Raw genomic sequence first — 22,038 nt, forward strand, 5'->3', positions numbered from 1 at the left:
ACTAAGGAATTTTATGCAAGCGATCCTTTCATTGCTGCGTTTCGTGTGGCGCGCGCTGTGCTTTGTGCGCGATTTGGTGTTGAATGTCTTTTTCGTGCTGTTTGTGCTGCTGTGTTTTGGCGTAACCGCACTTTTTATCCGCAGTAGCAGCGACATTCCCGAGCCTGCTGGCGCACTGGTGCTCAACTTAGATGGCTTTTTAGCTGACAATCGCCCAACACGCGATGTTTTGGGCTTATTGCAAGAATTTGATGAGCGCAATATGCCACGCCAAATTTCAACCTTTGATGTGGTGAATGCGATTACAACAGCGCAGCGGGATGATCGTATTAAAGGCATTGTGTTGGATCTCAACTATTTTATCGGCGGAGATGTGCCCTCTTTGCAGTTTATCGGTGATGCGTTAAAAGACTTTAAGGCCAGCGGCAAGCCTGTGTATGCGCTAGGGCATAATTATTCGCAAAAACAATATCTGCTGGCAAGCTACGCTGATAAAATTTTTCTTAACCCTGTTGGTGAAGTGGAGTTACAAGGCGTGGCAACGAACACGCTCTTTTTCAAATCTTTGTTAGATAAGCTCGATGTCACCCCGCATATCTTCCGCGTGGGCACCTATAAAGCCGCTGTCGAGCCATTTATGCGTGATGATATGTCAGTCGAAGCCAAAGCCAATACCGCACTTTGGCTAAACCAACTGTGGCAAAACTACGAGCGCACCATCGCACAAAACCGCAACATTGAACAAAGTGCGATTTTACCTGAGCCCGCACAGCTGATCGCTCAGCTCAAAGCCAATGATGGCGACAGCGCGCAATATGCCTTGAATCATCATTTTGTCAGCGCGCTGGCAGATGATCACACCATTAACAATGAATTGGCTGGCGTATTCGGCAAAGATGAGGATGGCCACTATCAACACATCACGCTCAGCGATTATGTTGCCCTGCTGCCAAGTCGTTTTGATATTGACGCTGAAAATAAAATTGCTGTCGTCAATGTGGAAGGTGAAATCATTGATGGTTACAGCACAGCGCAAGCGGTGGGTGGCGACAGCGTGGTTGAACAACTTGAGCGCGTTGGCCGTGATGACAGCGTGAAAGGGCTGATTTTGCGGGTTAACTCCCCTGGCGGCAGCGCCTTTGCTAGCGAGTTAATTCGTCAATCTCTACAAGCCCTTAGAGCCAAAGGTTTGCCTGTGGTGGTATCAATGGGCGGCATGGCAGCCTCTGGAGGCTATTGGATTTCAGCCAATGCCGATAAAATCATCGCAAGCCCTAACACGCTGACAGGCTCCATTGGGATTTTCTCCGCCTTTTTCACCGTGGAAAAAAGTTTGGCTAAACTTGGCATTCACAGCGACGGTGTCGCCACCAGCCCGCTGAGCCAAGTGGCGCTAACCAATCCACTGCCAAAAGCGGTGGAAGAATATTTACAGCTGAGTATTGAGCATGGTTATCAACAATTTTTAACCCTTGTGGCACAAGGGCGGCATATGAGCCGTGAGCAAGTTGATAGCGTGGCGCAAGGGCAAGTTTGGCTTGGGCAAACCGCACTTGATAAAAAATTGGTCGATCAACTGGGCGATTTCAACACCGCAGTGGATGAAACCATCACGCTGATCAATGCAAAACGCACCCAAGCAGGGCTAGCCAACGCCGAGCATGTGAAAGTGCAATGGTTCGTTGAACAAGACGACAGCCTGCTGGGCAAACTGCTTAGTGATGGGCAAGCCAAAGCCAAGCAGATCGTGCTTAATGCGTTTGGCATCACACCGCAATCTCCACTGGGCATGGCAGCGCAGCAATTGGGCACGCTGAGCCACTTCAACGACCCTAACGGGCAATATCTGTACTGCTTAGACTGCGGGTTACAATAAAACAAAACCGCACTTTGATACAAAAGTGCGGTCAGTCTACACAAAAAAGCCTCTCATTTCGAGAGACTTTTGCATGAGTTCGACATTACGCAATTGATTTTTCAATTAATGCAGTCAATTGTGTTTTCGGCAAGGCACCCACTTGTGTGTTTACCGCTTTACCTTCTTTGAAAATCACCAAGGTCGGGATGCTACGCACACCAAATTTAGCGGCAACCAGTTGGTTTTCATCAACATTAATTTTAGCAATTTTCACTTTGCCACCTAATTCTGCTGCAATTTCATCTAAAATTGGCGCAATCATTTTGCAAGGGCCACACCACGGTGCCCAAAAATCCAATACCACAGGGATGTCGGATTGCAAAACGTCTTTTTCAAAACTGGCATCTGTTACATGTAATACTTCACTCATTTTTCCATCCTTTACTGTTTAGTGATGCTATCAGGATAAGGGCTAATGCACGATTTTTCAAGTCTTGCAGTACAAATAAGACTAAACCGCACTTTTATGCAACTGCCTTAGGGCTTCACCTCATTGGCACAAGGGATATTCAGCACGACATCAGCAATATTGCGCAATGTTACCTCCGCAATGTTAGTGATGGCATCTTCGGTTAAAAAAGCCTGATGGCCTGTCATCAACACATTATGCGAGGCCGCCAGCAATGAGAAGGTGTCGTCTTGAATCACATCATTGGATTTGTCTTCAAAAAACAAACCCTGTTCATTTTCATACACATCAATGCCAAGGCCACGAATTTTACGCGATTTCAACGCCTGCAACGCATCTTTAGTGTTAATCAACGAACCACGCGAGGTGTTAACAATCAGCACGCCGTCGCGCATTTTGTCAAACGCCGCTTTATTGAGCATGTGGTAGTTTTCAGGGGTGGCAGGGCAATGCAGCGTGATCACATGGGATTGATGGTAAAGCGTATCTAAATCTACATATCTTGCACCCAATTCTATCGCCAGAGGGTTCTCGTAGGGATCATAGGTCAGCAAGTTCATGCCTAACCCTTTGAGAATACGCATTACGGCAATCCCAATTTTACCACTGCCGATAACCCCCGCAGTACGCCCATACATATTAAACCCCATCAATCCTTCAAGGGAAAAATTAGCATCGCGCGTGCGGTTATAGGCGCGGTGGATACGGCGATTAAGCGTGAGCATTAAGCCTACCGTATGCTCTGCGACTGCCTCAGGCGAATAAGCCGGCACGCGCACCACTTTGATGCCAAGCTCGGCGGCAGCCTCAATGTCAACATTATTAAATCCTGCACAACGCAGCGCCACAATGCCAATGCCTAAGGATTTCAGCCGCTCAAGCACACGACGATCCGCCACATCATTGACGAAAATACACACCGCATCTGCCCCTTCTGCCATTTTGGCGGTGCGTTCAGTGAGCATAAAATCATAAAATTCCAACTCAAATCCATATTTTACATTCACTAGTTCAAGATAATTTTTATCGTATTTTTTTGTGCTGTACACCACAACTTTCATCGCTAACTCCTAACCTTGTAATTTAATTTTTTCTACCACGCCTGAGGTGGAATAACCATTTTCAAAATTCAACACCTGCACATCGCCACCATTCGCCCAAACTTCTTGGCTGCCAGCAATCTCTTCGGGCTTATAATCGCCCCCCTTGACCAGCAAATCTGGCAGAATATCGGCGATCAGATCACGTGGGGTGTCTTGTTCAAACGGTACAACCCAATCGACCGACGCCAAGCCTGCCAACACTGCCATACGCGCCTGTAAATCATTAATTGGGCGCGTTTCGCCTTTCAGGCGACGCACAGAGTCATCGCTGTTTACCGCTACAATCAAGCGATCGCCCAGTTTGCGGGCATTTTCAAGATATGACACATGGCCTGGATGGAGAATATCAAAGCAGCCATTGGTCATGACAATTTTCTCACCGCGCGCTTTGGCATCACGCACCAATTGCTGCAACTGCATTTTATCCACCACGCCAAAGCCTGATTCCGTGCGTTGATGCACCGCATTTTCCAGTTCAACAGGGCTGATGGTCGAGGTGCCCACTTTCCCGACCACGACACCCGCCGCAACGTTTGCGAGATAACAGCCTTCTTCCAGACTGCGACCGTCGGCTATCGCCGTTGCCAGCACACTGATCACGGTATCACCTGCGCCAGTGACATCAAACACTTCTTTGGCTTGGGTTGGCAAATGCAAAGGAGGGTGATTGAGTTGCAGCAAGGTCATACCTTTTTCTGAGCGGGTGATCAAAAGCGCTTTAAGATTAAGCTCTTCAATCAATGCAAGCCCTTTGGCACACAATGTTTCATCATCGTGACACACGCCCACCACAGCCTCAAATTCCGATAAATTCGGCGTCAACAAGGTTGCATTTTGATAACGGGCAAAATCAGTGCCTTTGGGGTCAATCAATACGGGCAAATTATGCGCATTGGCAATGGCAATCATCTCTTGTACGCTGTGCAGCGTGCCTTTGCCATAATCAGAAAGCACCAGCGCACCAAAGTGCGGTGCGGCAGCTTTTAATTTATCCAATAAAACCGCACTTTGCCCTTGTTCAAAAGGCGTTTCAAAGTCAAGGCGCAGCAATTGTTGATGGCGCGACAGAATACGCAATTTGGTGATGGTTGGATGCGAGGCAACATGGGCAAAATCACATTCAATATTCGCCTCACTTAGCATGGTGGATAAAGTCTGCGCAGGCTCATCATTGCCCACCAGCCCCAGCAACTTCACCGCCACATTCAGCCCAGCAACGTTCATCGCCACATTCGCGGCGCCACCTGCTCGCTCTTCATTACGATTGACCTGCACCACAGGCACTGGCGCCTCTGGCGAAATGCGTTGCGTTGCGCCAAACCAATAGCGATCCAACATCACATCGCCGAGCACCAGCACACTGGCATGATTAAACTGTGTGATATATTGCGTCATACCTGCTCCAAATTTTTTGCTGATTTTAACATATTTCCCCCGCGCTGACAGAAAAATCACGCCCTGATGCGCAATTTGCCTGCATTGGTTTATCTTTTTTGTCATCTTCGGTAAAATAGCGTTTTCAAACAAGGATACCCTATGAGTGATAAACACCACCTTCCGCCATTTAAACTGGCTTTTTTACATCCACGCTATTGGCTTTTGTGGCTTGGCGTTGGGCTGTTTCGCCTGATTTTATGGCTACCCTACCCTGTGCTGCTCAAACTGGGACACGGTTTAAGTTGGCTGTTTATTCGCCTTAAAATCGGTAAACGCCGCGCGCGCATCGCACGACGTAATCTTGAATTAGCCTTCCCGCAAAAATCAGCTCAAGAGCGTGAAGAAATCTTGGCGCAAAACCTGCGTGCGGTGGGTATGGCGATCATTGAAACAGGCATGGCGTGGTTTTGGCCTGATTGGCGTATTAAAAAATGGTCAACCATCTCGGGACTTGAACATTTAAAAGCCCACAGTCAAGGCGGCATTGTGTTAGTGGGCATACATTTTTTAACCCTTGAATTGGGGGCTCGGATTATCGGTATGCAGCACCCTGGTGTGGGCGTTTATCGCCCAAACGACAACCCTGTTTTTGACTGGATTCAATACCGTGGCCGCATTCGTTCTAACAAATTGTTGCTTGATCGTAAAGACCTGCGTGGCGTGTTAAATGCCTTAAAAAATAACGAAACTGTATGGTATGCGCCCGATCACGATTATGGGCGGAAAAACGCAGTCTTTGTGCCTTTTTTTGGCGTGAGTGATGCCGCCACCACCACAGGCACCTATTTCTTACTCAAAGCAAATGCCAATGCAACCATCGTGCCATTCGCCCCATTGCGCCAGCACGACGGCAGTGGCTACCATGTATCCATCTCACCACCTGTTTTATTTACCCGTGGCGAAAGCAAGATACAAGTCGCCACCCAAATGAACAAAGTGGTTGAACATGAAATTGAAAAAGATGTCACGCAATATATGTGGCTACACCGCCGTTTCAAAACGCGCCCTGAGGAGGGTATGCCGCCATACTACGATGATTAAAACTCAAAGTGCGGTCAGGATTAATCTAACGTGCGATGTGAATTAGTAAAGTGCGGAAAAAACAAAAGTGCGGTCACAAACCGCACTTTTTTATTGTACAAACGGGTTGAGCTTGCGCTCTCGCCCAATATTGGTCGCTGGCCCATGACCAGGGATAATGATCAGATCGTCATTAAATGCGAACAATTTGGTTTTGATGGCGTGAATTAAATCAGCATGATTGCTGCGTGGGAAGTCTGTGCGCCCAACGCTACCGTGAAATAGCACATCCCCTGTGAATCCCACGTTTTTACTTTTTTCAATAAAGCCAATATGTCCGGGGGTATGCCCTGGCAGGTGCAACACATCGAATGTCATATCACCGAAGGTGATTTGTTCGCCCTCCGTGAGCCAGCAATCAGGCAAAAATGGACTGATTTCAGGCAAACCAAAACGAGCAGACTGCTCAGGTAAGGAGTCAAACAAAAATTGATCGTCAACGTGCGGCCCAATTATTTCGACATTGAAATGATCTTGCAAGGCTTTCGCCGCCCCCACATGGTCAAGGTGCCCATGAGTGAGTAAAATCTTCTCCAGCTTCAGACCATGCTCTTCGATAAATTGAATTAAACGCGCGCTTTCACCACCTGGGTCAATGATAACCGCACTTTTATCATCATTCCAAATGAGGCTACAATTTTGTTGAAACGCCGAAACAGGAATCAGTTCCACATGCATATCAACCTCGCCAAGTGCGCACAGGACCTGTGTCAATGTGTACAAAATTACTGCGTGGATAATAACCTACGCCACCATTATTCAGCCCCATAGCCGCTTTTCTCACCTGAGCAAGCGAAACGGCATCAATGCGAAAATCAATCGCCTGACCACGCGTATGGTAGCTATTTTTGGCAACGCCACGGCTACGACGACGCATTGCAGCATTGGTTGCTGGCGCACGATACCCACACACAATTTGAATTTCAGTATTACGCAGCCCTAATTGGCTCTGAATATGGTAAAGTTTGAAAAATAGCTTAGGATCCATCCGTGTGACTTGCTGAGAACGACGATCACGCATAAAATAATTCAGCTGTTGTAACACCGCGGCACTGGTGATTTTGCCATTAACCAGCTGCGACGTTAAACGTTCGCCATTGTTAATATTACGAAAACTTAAAATACGGGGCTTTGGCGTTGAGACGGCAGCTAACAGTTCCGTCGGCATTAGCGCACTGCCAAGCACAATGCCACCTAATGCAAGCCATTTACGACGTTGTTGGTTCGTTTCTGTCATCATTCATTAAAAAGTAGTTTCGGTGAAAATAAGACAATAAAAATAAGAATTAGTTTTAATCATCCCTCAAAATTTTGACTAGAAAAACATAAAAAAAGCTATTTTTCAATAGCTTTTTTAATTTTTGCGATTTCTATCACGTTTAAATTAAGCTTTTTTTGATATTTGCCCAATTAATATTGGTTTTGCCTAATTTTCTGTCGTGATTATAAATGTCTGGAGCTGTGTGAATTTGGCCATCACTGCCCACCCACATTGTAACGTAATACAAATAGACGTCGTCACGTTTGCTCAAATTAGTTGAGGTGGTTTTTTTGCTCGCCAACACTTGCTGTTTGCGCGCTGTTGTCCAGCCGTTTTCATTAAGTAACAAGGTGGCCAATTCATCGGCTTTATGCACACGCACACAACCAGAGCTTAATGCGCGATCTGAACGAGAAAAGAGACCACGTGATGGCGTGTCGTGCAAATAAATGGCATCAGAACTTGGCATATTAAATTTAAAGCTGCCCAATGCACTGTCGCCACCTGGTGCTTGACGCAAGCGGTATGGGAATTTTTTCGCGGTCATATTTTCCCAGTCGATGGTGTAAGGGTCAATAGTGCGCCCTTTACCGTCAACAATGGTGTAGCCGTTGCGATAGATATAACTTGGATCGCGGCGCACTTTCGGGATCAAGTCTTCATTGATCAAACGGGTTGGCGCATTCCAAGGTGGATTTACCACCACATTGCTCAAACGACTTGTCAACACAGGCGTTGGGCGTGCTTTTTTACCCACAATGACTTTAGAATTTAAGACCAACTGACCATTACGATAATAGTTCAATTGATAAGTTGGAATGTTAACAAAGATACCGTTTACCTCATTTGGCAACACACGCAAGCGTTGTGCGTTGATTGCCAATTTGTATAGATTTCCGCCAGCCGACACTGTGGCTGGGTTCAAGCGGCTGCGTGTGTTCGCCCCCACCACACCATCAGCACTTAAGCCATTGCGTACTTGAAAGGCTTTCACCGCATCAACAAGTGCGCCAGTGTAAACCTCTTCATTGATACTGCCTGAATAAAAACCTTTATTTTTCAACAAAGTGGCAAGATCTTTCACTTCACTGGAACGATCACCTGGTTTGAGTGTTTCGCTCACGCTCACCACGCTTGCAATGCCACCTGATGGCAACGAGGCCAAAATACGATTTACCGTTGCTTTATATTTTTTATTACTTGGCTCAAAACCTTGCACAAAGTTTTTAGTATTATTGCCATTAATGGCTTGACTCCATGCGTTAATACTTGACTGATTAGGCAACGCGGCTTTATAACCACTATTACCATAAAGCCAAGCACGTTGTGCGCCGCGCACATTTTGTGTGTAATACAGATAATTTAAAAAAGCGTCACTGAGTAAAATATCGCGTTGCATTTTGTCGCTGCTGCGACTAATTGCACCGAGCTGCTGCGCCGCTTGACTAGACACACCACTGAGCACCCACGGCACCAATTGACGCATAAAACTTTGAGTGGCTTGCGCATTGCTCCACAGAGGTTGAAAATCGTGCTCGCCGTAGAGTTTAGCAAGCTCGGTTGCAAACACCACATTTTGTCCTGCTAATAATTTCTGTAATTGCGCTTTATATTGCGTAAGCAGTTGCGCTTGCTGGGCTTTAACTGCTTCATTTTGCTCAAGTGTGGCTGATGACTCTTGGCCATTAACTGTTGTACCTGCTTGTTCATCTAGCTGCCCTTTAGCATCTTGCAGAATTTTTTCTGTTACGGCTGGAACCGCACTTTCGTGGGGTTCCAGCTGCTCGTTAGCAGGCGACTGTGTTGCATTTTCAGGTTGAGGCGCCACTTCCACTGGTGTCAGTGGGTTGCTTTGTCCTTTTTCGTTATCAGATGGTGTATCAATCACCGATTGCACCGCTTGCATTGTTTCAGCCGTTTTATTCACAACTTGCTGCCCTAGTGTGCCGTCGCTTTCTGCAAAAGCGGTACTAGCCAGCGCCAGCCCGCTGACAGACACACACAATGCTTTAGCGAGTTTTGTTTTGGTAAACATGATTTGGTCCTTGGGTTAAAGTAAAATCGTCTCATTTTAACAAAAATTAACCAATTGAGAAAATAGAATTTACATACAATCTGCAACACGGAAAAGGACAGACACTCCAACACAATTCTGCTAAACTAGCGAGCTAACAGATTGTAAGGAAATAGCATGAAATTTATCTCTTTTAATATAAATGGGTTGCGTGCGCGCCCAGCCCAACTTGAAGCTATTATTGCTAAACACACCCCTGATGTGATTGGGCTGCAAGAAATTAAAGTCGCTGATGAAGATTTTCCTCATCATTTAGTCGAACATTTGGGCTATCATGTGTTTCACCATGGGCAAAAAGGACACTATGGAGTGGCACTGTTATGCAAGCAAAAACCACTGGCAGTACGCAAAGGCTTTGCCAGTGATGATGAAAATGCGCAACGCCGACTGATTATGGCGGATCTTGATACCCCTTATGGTATCGTTACCGTCATCAATGGCTATTTCCCACAAGGGGAAAACCGTGCTCACGAAACCAAATTCCCTGCTAAGCAAAAGTTTTATGCTGATCTCAATCACTATGTCAGCACTGTTCACCCTAAGGGGCAATCGATCGTGATTATGGGTGATATGAATATTAGCCCAACGGATTTAGACATTGGCATTGGTGAGGAAAACCGTAAACGTTGGCTACGCACAGGCAAATGTTCCTTCTTGCCAGAAGAGCGTCAATGGCTCAACGCGCTGCTTGATTTAGGCTTGGTTGACACCTTCCGCGCGCAACATCCTGATGTTTGCGATCGTTTTTCATGGTTTGATTACCGCTCCAAAGGCTTTGATGATAATCGCGGGCTGCGGATCGATTTGATTTTAGCCGATCACGTGCTGGCACAAAAATGTGTGGCAACGGGTATTGATCTTGACATTCGCGCTATGGAAAAACCGTCAGACCACGCACCGATTTTTACCGAATTTGCATAAGGACACGAGTATGGACGCACAATATCAATGGGACAGCTACCGCACTTTGATCAATGAACAAGAAGCCTTTGTGATGGTGAATATCGGCGTGGTGCAACACCTTGATGAAATGCGCTTGCAATATGCGCTGTCTTTCTCACTGCCGTTTGATGCCACCATGGATGGGCAAAACGTATTTGAATCGCAATGGCAGTGTGAAGCGCACTTAGACAATCTCTCTCAAACCTTGCTGCCATTAATTGCGTTAAGCAATACCATTTTGGTCGGCTTTATCATTATTGGGCATAAAACCACCGTGTATTTCTACAGTGATGATCCTGAACAATTCAAGACCTGCCTTGACAGTCAGCATTGCCAAGATTTTAGTGTGCAGCACGACCCCCATTGTGATATTTACTTTGATTTTCTCCTGCCTTCTCCTTTGGAAATGAAGATTAACGCCACCGCACAAACGCTAGAAAGCCTAAGCCAAGAGGGCGCTAATTTAGATTTACCACATCCTATTACGCATAAATTTCAATTTGACAACGCGGACAAGATGCAAGAGTTTATTGATTACTGCATGAAAGAGTTTGGCGCACTAGACATTCATTACACCCAAGAGCCTGTGCAAGAAAACGACGAGACATACTACCTTGTTATCTTGCAACACGATCTCGTCTTGCGTGATGATGCGATCTTCGAGTTTGTTAAAACTTTCGATAATAGCGCCAATCAATTTGAAGGGGAGTACAACGGCTGGGAATGCCAAATTCAAAAGCAAGAAAAGCCGTTGCATTAAAGTCAAAAAAGTGCGGTCGAAATCTCATCTGACCGCACTTTGCCTTCCTAGGCATTATCTCGAATAACAGGGCGTGACTCTTTAGCCTCTTCCATCAAATCACACAACTGCTCGCGTAGTTGTGCTTTGATGTCTTGATAAGTAGGATCAGCCACCACATTAGTCAGCTCATATGGATCTTTTTCTAGATCATAGAGAAAATCATCACAATAGACATCACTGCCGCCCTGAGCACCGCCATGCACGCGCGGTGCATACACGCTATACAGATATTTATCCGTGCGGATACAGCGTCCAATGCGGCTTTCACTGATTTGTGCAAAAATTGCATTTCTACGCGCAGGGTCACGGTGTTCAACCACATCATGCAAGTTTTCTCCGATCATCTTATCACCCACATCAATGCCCGCCATGGCTAAAAATGTTTTCGGCAAGCTGGCGGTGCTGACCAAGTCTTTAATCCGCAGCCCGCCTTTGTAGCCAGGACCTGCAATGATCAGCGGCACATGTAATGCGCTGGAATGGCAACTGCGTTTGTAGTCATCATAACCATTTAAATGCGCATCTTTGTTACGGGTCATAAAATGTGATCCGTGATCGGATGCGTAGATAATGATCGTATTATCAAACAGCCCCTTTTCTTTGAGTTTATCGATTACTCGACCAAGATTATCATCAAGACTACGGCAACAACCAAGATAATCAGGATACATTTCATCGGCGTTACCACGCAGCACTTTGAGATCGTGCGGAAGTTGATAGTGCTCAAAGCGTGTTTTTGAGCCTTCTGGACCTTCATAGGTGTGGTGGTCGTTTTGATGATGAGGCTCAATGTGTGAAATGGTCATGAAAAACGGTTTTTCGTTATCATATTGATCCAAAAACTCGAGCGCAAAGTCAGTAATGCAATCCACCCGATAGCCTTTGAATTCGCATTTATTCATATTTTCATCAAATACATAACCGTCGTAGCCATGGGAGGTGAACTCCAGCACATCGGCTGCGCGCCAAAAGCCCTTATAACCACCACGCCGTTCAGGTGGCACCGCCGTGATGGTGTAATCAATGGTTGGCGTGGATTCTAACTCGCCGTCGCTAGCCAGATGCCATTTGCCGACATAAGCGGTTTCATAACCATTTTCAGTGAAATAATCTGCCAGCGTTTTCGTGTCTAATGGCAAAGCGATATTGTTACGAAAACAGCCTGTTTGAGTTGGCCAAAGCCCACTTTGAAACACCGAGCGGCAAGGCCCACACACCGGCTGCGGTGAGTAAGCCTCTTCAAACAATACACCTTGACGCGCAAGGGCATCTAAGTGCGGTGTCACATCCAAAGGCTGCCCATAGGCACCGATGGTGTCCCAGCGTTGCTGGTCGGAAAAATAAAATAAAATATTTGGTCGAGCCATAACTCCCCCTTATTGGCGTGCTTTTTTAGCCTTTTTATAATTGTTATAAATCAGCATACAAAGTACAGAAACTAACAAAATGAAAAATGCCAGTGCATATGGTCGAGTAACGAAAATATCCCAATTACCATCAGAAATCATTAATGAACGACGGAAATTTTTCTCGGTTAAAGAACCAAGCACCAAGCCGAGCAAGACAGGAATCGCTGAAAAGCCGAGCTTACTCATCACATAAGAGACCACCCCAAAGGTAATGGCTGTACCAAGATCAAACATCGAATTTTTGATCGAATAAGCACCTGCAAAGCAAAACACTGCAATGATCGGCACCAAAATTTGACTGGGTACTTTCACCACTTTGGCAAACAGTCGAGTCAAATACTTGCCTTGCAATAACATAAACAAGTTCACAAAAATTAGTCCGATCATAATGGCATAAACAGTGGTGCCATGATTTTGAAATAGATTTGGCCCTGGCGTTAGCCCGTTGATCATCAACGCCCCCAGCATAATGGCCACAGCACCATCGCCTGGAATGCCAAGCGTTAATAATGGGATCAAGGTTGCCCCTGTTACAGCATTATTCGCCGATTCCGCTGCGGCAATGCCTTCAATCGAGCCTTTGCCAAATTCATCAGGTTTTTTAGAGATTTTATGCGCCACATCGTAGCTTAAAAAAGACGCCATCGACGCACCTGTGCCAGGAATAATCCCGATAATAGAGCCAATGATGGAAGAAAACGTCAACGGCTTCGACATTCTGCCCCACTCTTTTTTGGTTAAACGTTCATTCTCAAATTCGATTTTCTCATTCTTTTTAACATATCCCGTTTTGGCTAACAAATGCCCTTTGTTAATAATTTCAACAAGGGCAAACAGCCCAATTAAAACAATCACAAGGTCAAATCCACCATAGAGATAAATATTGTCAAATGTAAAGCGCATCACACCGCCGCCGACAATATCTTGCCCTACGCTGGCTAAAAATAACCCCAAGCAACCTGAAATAATCCCTTTTAACAGGCTATCACCACTCACCCCAGCAATAATCGTTAACCCAAAAGCACAGATAAGAAAATACTCAGGTGATCCCATTTTTAACGCTACTTTGGCCACTTCAGGGGCGAGGAATAACAACACCAAAGCACTGAATGTTCCCCCGATAAACGACGCGTACAACGCAATATTTAATGCTTTTTGTGAATGTCCTTGTTGAGAGAGCGGATTACCATCCATCATAGTGGCAGTGGCGTGAGGCGTACCTGGCGTGCGAATCAAAATGGCAGAAATAGAACCACCATAGCTGCCCGCACAATAGATGCCAAGCAAGAACATAAACGAATCAATCGCGCCCAAATTGTAGGTAATCGGCAATAACAGCACCAAGCACAACATCACCGTCAAGCCTGGCACAGCACCAAAAATAATGCCTAAAAACAGACCAAGATTGATGTACAAAAAGCTACTTAACGAGAAAAAGGCACTAAATCCATTAACAAAATGATCCCACATACTCACTCCTTACGGCAATTTGACGTGCAAAATATGCTCGAAAACGACACTCACCAAAATCACCGTGGTGCACACAATGGCATAATATTTCCAGTTGCGACAGCGCGAGAGCGCAAGAAAGGCAATCACAAAAAGCAGTGAAGCCGCCAAAAAAGGCAACACTTTTAACATTCCCCAATAGGCGATTAAAAGCGCAATCAAAATCAGTGAACGAAACTCCTCTACAAGATCAAACACCACAACTTTAACTGGCTTTTTTTGCACCAAAAGGACAACCTCTTTGGCAACCAAAATCACACTGCAAAGCCACATTAACCCAACAATAATGCGTGGAAAGGTTTGCGAGTTAATCGCCTCTGCAGTGTCTTTTATGACAATTTGAGCAGGGATAAGCCACCACAAAAGTGATGAAAAAATCAAAAAAACAAGTCCACCCACTAAATTTTGTTTAATCTGAATTTTCATGGTTACCCCCACTCATCTATTGAATCTTATTTCACTAACTCAGCGTATTTTTTCGCTTTGGTCATGCTGGATTCAATATAGTTTTTCACCCAAGCACCATCTTGAATATCGATGCGAACACCGATATTTTTTGCAATGCCTTGGAATTTTTCATTTTGCATAATGTTTTTCAGCGCATTGTAGGCTTTTTGCACATTGGCTTCATCTGTTCCTGCACGCATAAACACTGCACAAATGTTAGTCATCCAAGTGTCATAGCCATGCTCGGTCACGCTGGAAAGATCATACACATCGTCTTTGAGTGGTTTATCATCAAAGGCCACCACAGGGTTCACACTGCCCGCTTTAACAAACTCTTTCGCCAATGAAGCGTGGGTGGTTGCGAAATCCACTTCACCTGACACAACGGCAGTGAGAGCTTCATTAGCCCCTTCATAAGGAATGATTTTGAATTTACCGCCCATCGCATCAATTAACGCTGCAGATTGCAAGGCTTCAGAAGAGTTAGTGCCATTAGCAGCAATTTTCACCACTTTGCCCTCTTTGACAAATTTTTCCAAATCTGCAAAGTTTTTGATATTCAATTTTGGATTAGAAATGAATACAAATGTTGAAGAATAAACATTGATCACTGGCACAAATTGATCAAATTTATAACTAATTTTCATAGTCAATGGCGCAATCGCAAAGCTGCCTTCACCGCCAAAAATCATCTTGTCTGAATTTGGTTTTTCTTTCACATATTCTGTCAACGCCACTGCACCACCAGAACCGAGGATATTGGTTGCGAGCAATGGTTGCCCAAATTCTGCTTTACCAAATTCGGTCATTGCGCGGGCCACTTGGTCAGCTAATCCACCCACAGCCCACGGGGTAATAATGGTAACGGGGCCTGTTGGCCAGTTTTCTGTTTTCGCATTCGCTTGTGCAGAAAATAAAGACACACCAAGTACACTGGCAAGGCTCAAACTTAACAATTTTTTCCATGGTTTCATAGGGTTCTCCTTCAATAATGACATATAGGATTGCAGATAACGAAAATCTCATCATTAGGGTATAAGAGATTTGCCCATTACTCTATGATGATTGTCATATTGTGTAAGTGAGACCGATCACACTTTCAGGAAAAAATCACAATTTTGTTACAAAAAGTAAAGTGCGGTCACAAAACCGCACTTTAGTTAACGATAAGAGATATTCTCAGGTGCAGAGAGGAAAAGGGTACTTTGCGCAGGCTGGGTTTGAGCAATAATCTTGCCGTGGCGAATGGAATAGCGTGTTGGCACTTGCCGACGCAGTGCATCAAAGCCATTTTCCGCAGGCAAAAGTATGCAGTTAGCACTATTCCCCTCAATGATACCATAATCCTTTAAATACAGTGCCTTAGCACTATTCTCTGTTACCAGCGTAAGGCTATCGTTGAGTTGTTGGTATCCCATTAATTGGCACACATGCAACCCCATATGCAACACTTGCAGCATATTGGCAGTCCCTAGTGGATACCATGGATCAAATACATCATCATGCCCAAAACAAACATTAATACCCGCTTTGAGCATCTCTTTCACTCGTGTAACCCCGCGGCGTTTAGGATAACTATCAAAGCGCCCTTGCAAGTGAATATTCACCAGTGGATTAGCTACAAAATGAATTTTGGATAATTTCAACAAGCGAAATAAGCGTGAGGCATAGGCATTATTATAAGAGTGCATTGCTGTGGTATGGCTGGCTGTGACTTTTTCGCCCATCTCATATTTCAATGCCAGGGCGGCGACCGTTTCCACAAAGCGAGATTGTTCGTCATCAATTTCATCGCAATGAATATCAACCAGCGCATTAAAACGTCGAGCAATATCAAAGGCAATGTGCATGGATTCCACGCCATATTCACGCGTAAATTCAAAGTGCGGTATGCCACCAACCACATCGGCGCCCAATTCCATCGCTTTTTCCAACAATTGTGCACCGTTAGGGTAGGATAAAATGCCCTCTTGTGGAAATGCTACAATTTGCAAATCTACCCACGGCGCAATCTCTTTTTTTACCTCAAGCATCGCCTTAAGTGCGGTCAAGGTTGGATCAGATACGTCAACGTGCGTGCGCACGTGCTGAATGCCGTTGGCGATTTGCCACTTTAACGTTTTCCAAGCACGGGCTTTCACATCATCAATGCTCAGTAACGCCTTGCGTTCCGCCCAACGCTCGATGCCCTCAAACAAGGTACCCGATTGATTCCATTTTGGCTGCCCTGCAGTTTGGGTTGCATCTAAATGAATGTGCGGCTCAACAAAAGGCGGATATGCAATCAGCTCACTGCCATCAATAATGTCTTGTGTCGTGTGAAATGGCTTATCTGCCACTTGAATGTGGGAAAAACGTCCCTCTTCAATTTGAATATTCCAACGCGCTTCACGCCCTGCTATACGCACATTTTGAATTAACATATTCCCTCCTTAGGCAAACTGCTTGCGCAAAATAGGATTTAACACCAAATAAGCCACCGCCCCACTGATCACCGCATTTAGTGGCACAATGCCTGGCAAAAAGTTACCACACATCACCCCCACCCCAACGGCAATGATCGCCGCCCAGTTTATGTTGACAAAATGTGCGCTTGAAAAATCGGCATAGGCTTTACGACGAGTGAGATAATCCGCAATCAAAATGCCGCCAATGGGTGGAATGGCAGCTGACAAAAACGTCAGCCAGCCCACAAAATTATTATACAACCACAACGCACACAGCGTGCCAACAATCCCATTGAGCACAGACAAAATACGGCTGCTCACCCCCGTGATATTGGCAAAGCCCAAGCCTGAGGCATAAAGTGCATTATCATTCGTGGTCCAAATATTCAGCCCCAACACAATAATGGCTGGCAACAATAGCCCTTGCGCCACCATCACATCGGAAATGTCCGCCACACCTTTCACCGCCGCCCCCGCTGCACCAAAAATAAACATTAACGAGTTACCCAAGAAAAAGGCAATCATCGTAATTAACACTGCATATTTCGCACGCTTGCCAAAGCGTACAAAATCAGCAGTCAAAGTGCCTGCGCTGATAAACGAGCCAACCACCAAGGTAATCGCCATTGGTAAACTCATGGTATTTTGTGGCAAAATGCCTCCTAACACACTCAAGCCACCCACATCACTAATCGCAAGATAAACCGAATAGCTCCCGAGAATGGCGATAGCAGGCACTGCCACCACGGAAAGTGCGGTCAGCGCCGAGATGCCGAAAAACACCGTAATCGTCATCAAACCACCAGAGAGCAAAATCAAGGTATTGACATCTATCCCTGTGAATTTATTGACAGGAATAGCAAACATCGCCACCCCCACACCAAACCAGCCCACCTGCGTGCCGCCGAGCAAAGCAGAAGGCAACCACGAGCCTCGCACCCCAAACGAATAACGGGCTAACATATGTGTTGTTAAGCCCGTTTTCGCACCAATATAACCAAGAAAAGAGGTATAAATCCCCAACATCAAATTCCCCAGCAACACCGCTATAAAAAAATCATCAAATGATAGCGATGTGCCTAGCGTCCCCCCCGTCCACATACTCGCAGAAAAGAACGTTAATCCCAGCATCACAAACGTTAATGCCACCATACCCTTACGTTCAGACTGTGGAACAACTTGTAAACTATAATTTTCACTTGCCATAACTCACCTCATAAAAAACCGCGTAAATTATAGGCTCAATTTGCACAAGAATAAACCACTTAAAATCAAAATTTTGTTTTAAAAAAATAAAGTGCGGTCACAACCGCACTTTGTGTTAGGCAGGGATAACAAGATCGCTTGGGTAGCAGCCGAGCACTTTGAGGTATTGGCTGACGCGCGCAAGCTCTTGCAGGGCGCATTGGGTAGTATCATCGTGAATATTAGCGATGATTTCGAGATAAAACATCTCTTCCCACGGTTTGCCGTAAATCGGGCGAGATTCCAGCTTAGTCATTTGAATGCCGTAATGTTTGAACACCAACAATGCGTCCACCAGCGCACCAGCTTTTTGAGTGGTGCTCATCAGCAACAGGGTTTTGCTTTGCACTTGTGGCGAAACATTGACCGTACTTTTGCTAATGATGATAAAGCGCGTAATGTTGTTCGGCTGGTTGGCGATGTGATCGTGCAATACGCTAAGGCCATAAAGTGCCCCCCCTTCGGCGTTGCCAAGCGCGGCAATGTTCGGTTTGTTCAGTTGTGAAACCAACTGCATGGCGTGTGAGCTGCTTTCGCAATAGTGCGTTTTCACCTTTTCCAGCCCTTGAATAAAATGACTGCATTGCGCAATCACCTGCGGGTGGCTGTAAAGCGTGTCAATCGCTGAAAGTGCGGTTGGCTGGCTAACAAGCACACAATGCTTAATTGGGTATGTTAGTTCTCCGACAATGGCCAGCTCGGTGTGTTGTAGCAAGTCGTAGACCTCATTAATCGCGCCTGAGGTGGTGTTTTCCAGCGGCAGCACACCCACATCCGCCGTGCCATTTTCCACCGCAGTAAAAATCTCAGCAAATGAATTGCAGCTGACTTCGCCAAGCTGTTTTTGCACTCGTTTGGCATAACGCCGTGCCGCGAGATTGGAGTACGAGCCACGCACACCTAAAAATGCCACCTTGACCGCACTTTTCGCAGCCGCATTAAGCTTATTTTGTAAATAGGCTTGCTGGGTGAGCACAGAGTCTTCAATTATGCGTTGAAACATCGCGATAATGTAATCACTATCCAACCCCAAATTGTGCTCGTTGGCATAGTCTACCAAATCTTTGAGCAGCTGCTGCTCGCGGTTGATGTCGCGCAACGGTTTTTGGGTTTCTTCTTTGCTTTTCACCACATCAAACGCCAGCTGGTGGCGCTGGCTGAGAATATCGAGTAATTGGCGATCCAGCGCGGTGATTTGCTGGCGAATTTCTGATAATGGCTTTGTCATAACACTCCTCACTTTCACGCCATTGTAGCAAGGATTTCAACCTTTGTGATATGAAATTTATGCTTATAACCGCACTTTGGCAATCTTCAAGCATTAAAAAAGCCAGCATAAGCTGGCTTTTTGTTGTGCATGATGCGCGATTAGAAGAATACGCGTAAACCTGCACCGTATTTGTTTTCGTGGTCTTTTTTCCAACCATCTTTAGTTGCTGCGGCAACTTGTGCACGAGCAAATTCAACGTAAGTTACTACGTTTTTGTGAAGTTTGTAGTCAACACCTGCAACGTATGAGTTCAAACGTGGCGCATCAGTTAATTTTGTACGCAACCACTCACCGTAGATAGTTGAAGTGTCAGCGATAGTGTATTTACCACTTACCAATAAAGCAGTAAGTTTTTTGTCGCCACCTTTGAATTTGCTTTGACCATAGTTAGCCGCTAAAGCTGCTGGTCCAAATTCAACTTCAGCAGCTGTACGCCAGTTGATTTTTGTACGATCAGTTTTTACAGATGCAAATGAGTAAGAAGCAATACCTGACTCAATTTTATTAAGTGATGCTTCACCATTAGTGTTATCCTGACCGTAACCAGCAGCCAAGTTCAAGTTAACATCTTGTGCCAATGGAGCTGTGTAGAATACTGCAGCACCGTAGCCATTTTTCTCATCAGTTGCTTTAGCGGTTGTACCTTCTTTATATTTGGTCGCGTTACCGAAGATGTAATCTAAACCAAAACTGAAGCCGTTGAAGTCAGCTGAACGGAATTTGATAGATTTTTTAGCAGAATCTTTTAGGTTGTTGTTGCCACCCCAAGTATAAGCGTAGTCACCTAATTGAACATCGTCACCATTGGTTGCTTGACGACCGAAGCTCAACGCACCCACGCCGTCTTGAGCAAGACCTGCAAACAATTTGTTAGTTACAGGATTGCCGAAAGTTTGATCGTCATCTGTTTGATCAAAACGAATTTGCGCTTGACCGAATGCGCTCAAGCCGTTGCCGATTTGTTGTTGTGCATTGATGATTAAACGTGAACCATCATTTTTCAGATCACCACGTTGGTCGCCATTACGAGCGAGAAGAAGACGAAGTGAACCTTTAACTTCTACTTTAGAACCATCGTTGTCATAAACAACGGCTGCGTTTGCAGAGGTTGCAGCAACTGCTGCGACTGCTAAAGCTACTAATGTTTTTTTCATAATAGTCTGCCTTTTTACTTAAGTTAAGGTTTTGTTTATTTACGATGCTAGTGCATAAATAAACTATTAATTTGAACTTTTTGCCAAGCAAAATGTCCAACGGTTATAAATTCGAGTTCATACTGACAGAAAGACCTTACACTGTCAAGCTTCATGCTGATTTTCACCTATTTTTAATTTGATATAAATCAATTAATTACAGAAAATAGCCATTCACCTGCACACTTTTTAGCTTATTTTTCTTTCATTTTGTGAACTAAATCGCTTTTTTACAACACATTGAAACCGCACTTGGGGATAAAAAAGGCTGGTTGCCCAGCCTTTTAGCACAGCTTAATTATATTAGAAAATATAACGGAAACCTGTGAAGTATTTGTTTTGGTATGGTTGAGCAACTGTATATTCTCCTCTTCCATTATTTGCTTTAGGATTCCATCCCAAAGTGGTTGAGCGATCACGAGCAAACTCAATGTAAGTACCAAATTGTTTAGTCAACCAGTGGTCAACACCCACAACATAACCATGTGATTTAATATCGCGTTTCTCCAATTTCAATTGGGCAAACACGCTGGTCATGTCAGTGATGTTATATTTAGCCGCAATAAAATGACGTTTGTCTTTTTTACGACTCATAGTTGCTTCATTCTCTCTACGTGTCAGATTCTTATCAAACAGGTTTGTACGACTTTCGCCGTAGTTATAAGCCAATGCGAATGGACCTTGTGCCAATTCGATTGCTGCACGCCACGCTTTTTTATAGCCAGTATTTTCAAAACGGTCGTGAGTTAAGCCTGCACGCACGCGCAATTTTGTATTTTCAGCCAGTTTACCATCATAATAAGCTGCCACACCGTAGCCATTTTTCAAACGCTTACCATAACTTTCATCTTGTCTAATGGCAAAAACACCTTCGCTTTCACTGGCATTGCGAGTAAGTGCTGGTGCGTGTTTTTCTGCTGTTCCAAACAAATAATCGGCACCTACACGGAAGCCAGAAAAATCAGCCGACTTGAAATGGATCGCTTTTTTCGCACTGGAGGTCAATGGGTTGCTACCACCAGAATTACTTAACTGATAATCACCTAACATAATGGCATCACCATTAGTTGGCAGGCGACCAAAATATAAGCGGCCGATGTCTTTTTGTTCAAAACCTGCATAAAGTTGGTCAGTGGTTGGGTTGCCAAATGTTGAACCGCTGGTATCTTTGTCGTCTTTACCATTGAAGGTTAAACGGTATTTACCCACAGCAGAAAAACCATTGCCTAAATCTTGGTTGGCCATCACTTCTAAACGGTTACCACGATCATGGAGATCAATACGAGAATTGCCAATGCGTTGTAATTGCATACGGAATTGACCATTGACTTGAACTTTTGTGCCATCTTGATTATAAACTACAGCAGCATTAGCGCTGGTAGCAGCCATGGCAGCAACAGCTAGAGCAACGAGTGTTTTTTTCATGATGTCTGTCCTTTTACGTTAGGTTAATACTTAAATTGAAATGAAACACCTTGTGTGCGAATACACA

19 protein-coding genes are annotated in these 22,038 nt (G+C 45.0%); 4 read left to right on the forward strand and 15 right to left on the reverse strand.

Features of this window, described 5'->3' with window-relative positions; translation table 11 throughout:
* Positions 1–13: 13 nt before the first annotated feature.
* The gene (gene sppA / locus HPC38_RS04620; protein ID WP_208120112.1) at positions 14–1,876 is read left to right on the forward strand and encodes a signal peptide peptidase SppA; all 1,863 of its coding nucleotides are present in this window, start codon (positions 14–16) and stop codon (positions 1,874–1,876) included.
* An 85-nt stretch (positions 1,877–1,961) separates the two neighbouring features.
* On the opposite strand, the gene trxA is transcribed toward sppA, so the two are convergent.
* The 3 genes from trxA to hldE form a co-directional block, all read right to left on the reverse strand.
* A complete protein-coding gene (gene trxA, locus HPC38_RS04625; RefSeq protein WP_208120113.1) occupies positions 1,962–2,288 on the reverse strand; it encodes a thioredoxin in 327 nt (108 codons plus the stop codon).
* Positions 2,289–2,395: 107 nt separating this feature from the next.
* Positions 2,396–3,388: a 2-hydroxyacid dehydrogenase gene (locus tag HPC38_RS04630; protein WP_208120114.1), complete on the reverse strand. Its 993-nt coding sequence runs from the start codon at positions 3,386–3,388 to the stop codon at positions 2,396–2,398.
* Between the two features lie 9 nt (positions 3,389–3,397).
* Positions 3,398–4,825 (reverse strand): bifunctional D-glycero-beta-D-manno-heptose-7-phosphate kinase/D-glycero-beta-D-manno-heptose 1-phosphate adenylyltransferase HldE, encoded by a 1,428-nt coding sequence (gene hldE / locus HPC38_RS04635; RefSeq protein ID WP_208120115.1) that lies wholly within the window; start codon positions 4,823–4,825, stop codon positions 3,398–3,400.
* A 141-nt stretch (positions 4,826–4,966) separates the two neighbouring features.
* Here hldE and HPC38_RS04640 point away from each other — a divergent pair, with 141 nt between their 5' ends.
* Positions 4,967–5,908, forward strand: a complete 942-nt coding sequence (locus HPC38_RS04640) for a Kdo(2)-lipid IV(A) acyltransferase (protein ID WP_208120116.1) — start codon at positions 4,967–4,969, stop codon at positions 5,906–5,908.
* A gap of 90 nt (positions 5,909–5,998) precedes the next feature.
* Here the strand turns inward: HPC38_RS04640 and HPC38_RS04645 are convergent, their stop codons facing one another.
* The 3 genes from HPC38_RS04645 to HPC38_RS10445 all read right to left on the reverse strand — a co-directional run bounded on the left by HPC38_RS04645 (position 5,999) and on the right by HPC38_RS10445 (position 9,243).
* Positions 5,999–6,625, reverse strand: coding sequence for an MBL fold metallo-hydrolase (locus tag HPC38_RS04645; protein WP_208120117.1), 627 nt, complete (start codon positions 6,623–6,625; stop codon positions 5,999–6,001).
* A 1-nt stretch (position 6,626) separates the two neighbouring features.
* Entirely contained in the window at positions 6,627–7,184 is a 558-nt protein-coding gene (locus tag HPC38_RS04650; RefSeq protein WP_208120118.1) for a YcbK family protein, read from the reverse strand.
* A gap of 142 nt (positions 7,185–7,326) precedes the next feature.
* Entirely contained in the window at positions 7,327–9,243 is a 1,917-nt protein-coding gene (locus HPC38_RS10445; protein ID WP_235977636.1) for a L,D-transpeptidase family protein, read from the reverse strand.
* 156 nt (positions 9,244–9,399) lie between these two features.
* Between HPC38_RS10445 and xthA the strand changes: the two genes are divergently transcribed.
* Entirely contained in the window at positions 9,400–10,203 is an 804-nt protein-coding gene (gene xthA, locus HPC38_RS04660; RefSeq protein ID WP_208120119.1) for an exodeoxyribonuclease III, read from the forward strand.
* A 10-nt stretch (positions 10,204–10,213) separates the two neighbouring features.
* Positions 10,214–10,984, forward strand: coding sequence for a TIGR01619 family protein (locus HPC38_RS04665; RefSeq protein ID WP_208120120.1), 771 nt, complete (start codon positions 10,214–10,216; stop codon positions 10,982–10,984).
* Between the two features lie 47 nt (positions 10,985–11,031).
* Here the strand turns inward: HPC38_RS04665 and HPC38_RS04670 are convergent, their stop codons facing one another.
* From HPC38_RS04670 to HPC38_RS04710, 9 genes are all read right to left on the reverse strand, one after another.
* A complete protein-coding gene (locus HPC38_RS04670) occupies positions 11,032–12,393 on the reverse strand; it encodes a sulfatase-like hydrolase/transferase (protein WP_208120121.1) in 1,362 nt (453 codons plus the stop codon).
* Between the two features lie 9 nt (positions 12,394–12,402).
* The gene (locus tag HPC38_RS04675) at positions 12,403–13,905 is read right to left on the reverse strand and encodes a tripartite tricarboxylate transporter permease (protein WP_208120122.1); all 1,503 of its coding nucleotides are present in this window, start codon (positions 13,903–13,905) and stop codon (positions 12,403–12,405) included.
* 9 nt (positions 13,906–13,914) lie between these two features.
* Entirely contained in the window at positions 13,915–14,370 is a 456-nt protein-coding gene (locus tag HPC38_RS04680; protein WP_208120123.1) for a tripartite tricarboxylate transporter TctB family protein, read from the reverse strand.
* A gap of 26 nt (positions 14,371–14,396) precedes the next feature.
* Positions 14,397–15,365, reverse strand: a complete 969-nt coding sequence (locus HPC38_RS04685; RefSeq protein WP_208120124.1) for a tripartite tricarboxylate transporter substrate binding protein — start codon at positions 15,363–15,365, stop codon at positions 14,397–14,399.
* 186 nt (positions 15,366–15,551) lie between these two features.
* Complete coding sequence (locus tag HPC38_RS04690) at positions 15,552–16,814, reverse strand: cytosine deaminase (RefSeq protein WP_208120125.1); 1,263 nt, start codon at positions 16,812–16,814, stop codon at positions 15,552–15,554.
* A 9-nt stretch (positions 16,815–16,823) separates the two neighbouring features.
* Positions 16,824–18,044, reverse strand: coding sequence for a cytosine permease (gene codB, locus HPC38_RS04695; protein ID WP_208120126.1), 1,221 nt, complete (start codon positions 18,042–18,044; stop codon positions 16,824–16,826).
* Between the two features lie 115 nt (positions 18,045–18,159).
* The gene (locus tag HPC38_RS04700) at positions 18,160–19,311 is read right to left on the reverse strand and encodes a chorismate mutase (protein WP_208120127.1); all 1,152 of its coding nucleotides are present in this window, start codon (positions 19,309–19,311) and stop codon (positions 18,160–18,162) included.
* 140 nt (positions 19,312–19,451) lie between these two features.
* Positions 19,452–20,507 (reverse strand): porin, encoded by a 1,056-nt coding sequence (locus tag HPC38_RS04705; protein WP_208120128.1) that lies wholly within the window; start codon positions 20,505–20,507, stop codon positions 19,452–19,454.
* 342 nt (positions 20,508–20,849) lie between these two features.
* Positions 20,850–21,971: a porin gene (locus tag HPC38_RS04710; RefSeq protein WP_208120129.1), complete on the reverse strand. Its 1,122-nt coding sequence runs from the start codon at positions 21,969–21,971 to the stop codon at positions 20,850–20,852.
* Between the last annotated feature and the right edge of the window lie 67 nt (positions 21,972–22,038).

Source organism: Spirabiliibacterium pneumoniae (genome assembly GCF_014884995.1).
GTDB classification, from domain to species: domain Bacteria; phylum Pseudomonadota; class Gammaproteobacteria; order Enterobacterales; family Pasteurellaceae; genus Spirabiliibacterium; species Spirabiliibacterium pneumoniae.

Bases quoted from the DNA above. Each gene is read 5' to 3' on its own strand.
- sppA (WP_208120112.1), top strand. From the start codon at position 14: ATGCAAGCGATCCTTTCATTGCTGCGTTTCGTGTGGCGCGCGCTGTGC.
- trxA (WP_208120113.1), bottom strand. From the start codon at position 2,288: ATGAGTGAAGTATTACATGTAACAGATGCCAGTTTTGAAAAAGACGTT.
- HPC38_RS04630 (WP_208120114.1), bottom strand. From the start codon at position 3,388: ATGAAAGTTGTGGTGTACAGCACAAAAAAATACGATAAAAATTATCTT.
- hldE (WP_208120115.1), bottom strand. From the start codon at position 4,825: ATGACGCAATATATCACACAGTTTAATCATGCCAGTGTGCTGGTGCTC.
- HPC38_RS04640 (WP_208120116.1), top strand. From the start codon at position 4,967: ATGAGTGATAAACACCACCTTCCGCCATTTAAACTGGCTTTTTTACAT.
- HPC38_RS04645 (WP_208120117.1), bottom strand. From the start codon at position 6,625: ATGCATGTGGAACTGATTCCTGTTTCGGCGTTTCAACAAAATTGTAGC.
- HPC38_RS04650 (WP_208120118.1), bottom strand. From the start codon at position 7,184: ATGACAGAAACGAACCAACAACGTCGTAAATGGCTTGCATTAGGTGGC.
- HPC38_RS10445 (WP_235977636.1), bottom strand. From the start codon at position 9,243: ATGTTTACCAAAACAAAACTCGCTAAAGCATTGTGTGTGTCTGTCAGC.
- xthA (WP_208120119.1), top strand. From the start codon at position 9,400: ATGAAATTTATCTCTTTTAATATAAATGGGTTGCGTGCGCGCCCAGCC.
- HPC38_RS04665 (WP_208120120.1), top strand. From the start codon at position 10,214: ATGGACGCACAATATCAATGGGACAGCTACCGCACTTTGATCAATGAA.
- HPC38_RS04670 (WP_208120121.1), bottom strand. From the start codon at position 12,393: ATGGCTCGACCAAATATTTTATTTTATTTTTCCGACCAGCAACGCTGG.
- HPC38_RS04675 (WP_208120122.1), bottom strand. From the start codon at position 13,905: ATGTGGGATCATTTTGTTAATGGATTTAGTGCCTTTTTCTCGTTAAGT.
- HPC38_RS04680 (WP_208120123.1), bottom strand. From the start codon at position 14,370: ATGAAAATTCAGATTAAACAAAATTTAGTGGGTGGACTTGTTTTTTTG.
- HPC38_RS04685 (WP_208120124.1), bottom strand. From the start codon at position 15,365: ATGAAACCATGGAAAAAATTGTTAAGTTTGAGCCTTGCCAGTGTACTT.
- HPC38_RS04690 (WP_208120125.1), bottom strand. From the start codon at position 16,814: ATGTTAATTCAAAATGTGCGTATAGCAGGGCGTGAAGCGCGTTGGAAT.
- codB (WP_208120126.1), bottom strand. From the start codon at position 18,044: ATGGCAAGTGAAAATTATAGTTTACAAGTTGTTCCACAGTCTGAACGT.
- HPC38_RS04700 (WP_208120127.1), bottom strand. From the start codon at position 19,311: ATGACAAAGCCATTATCAGAAATTCGCCAGCAAATCACCGCGCTGGAT.
- HPC38_RS04705 (WP_208120128.1), bottom strand. From the start codon at position 20,507: ATGAAAAAAACATTAGTAGCTTTAGCAGTCGCAGCAGTTGCTGCAACC.
- HPC38_RS04710 (WP_208120129.1), bottom strand. From the start codon at position 21,971: ATGAAAAAAACACTCGTTGCTCTAGCTGTTGCTGCCATGGCTGCTACC.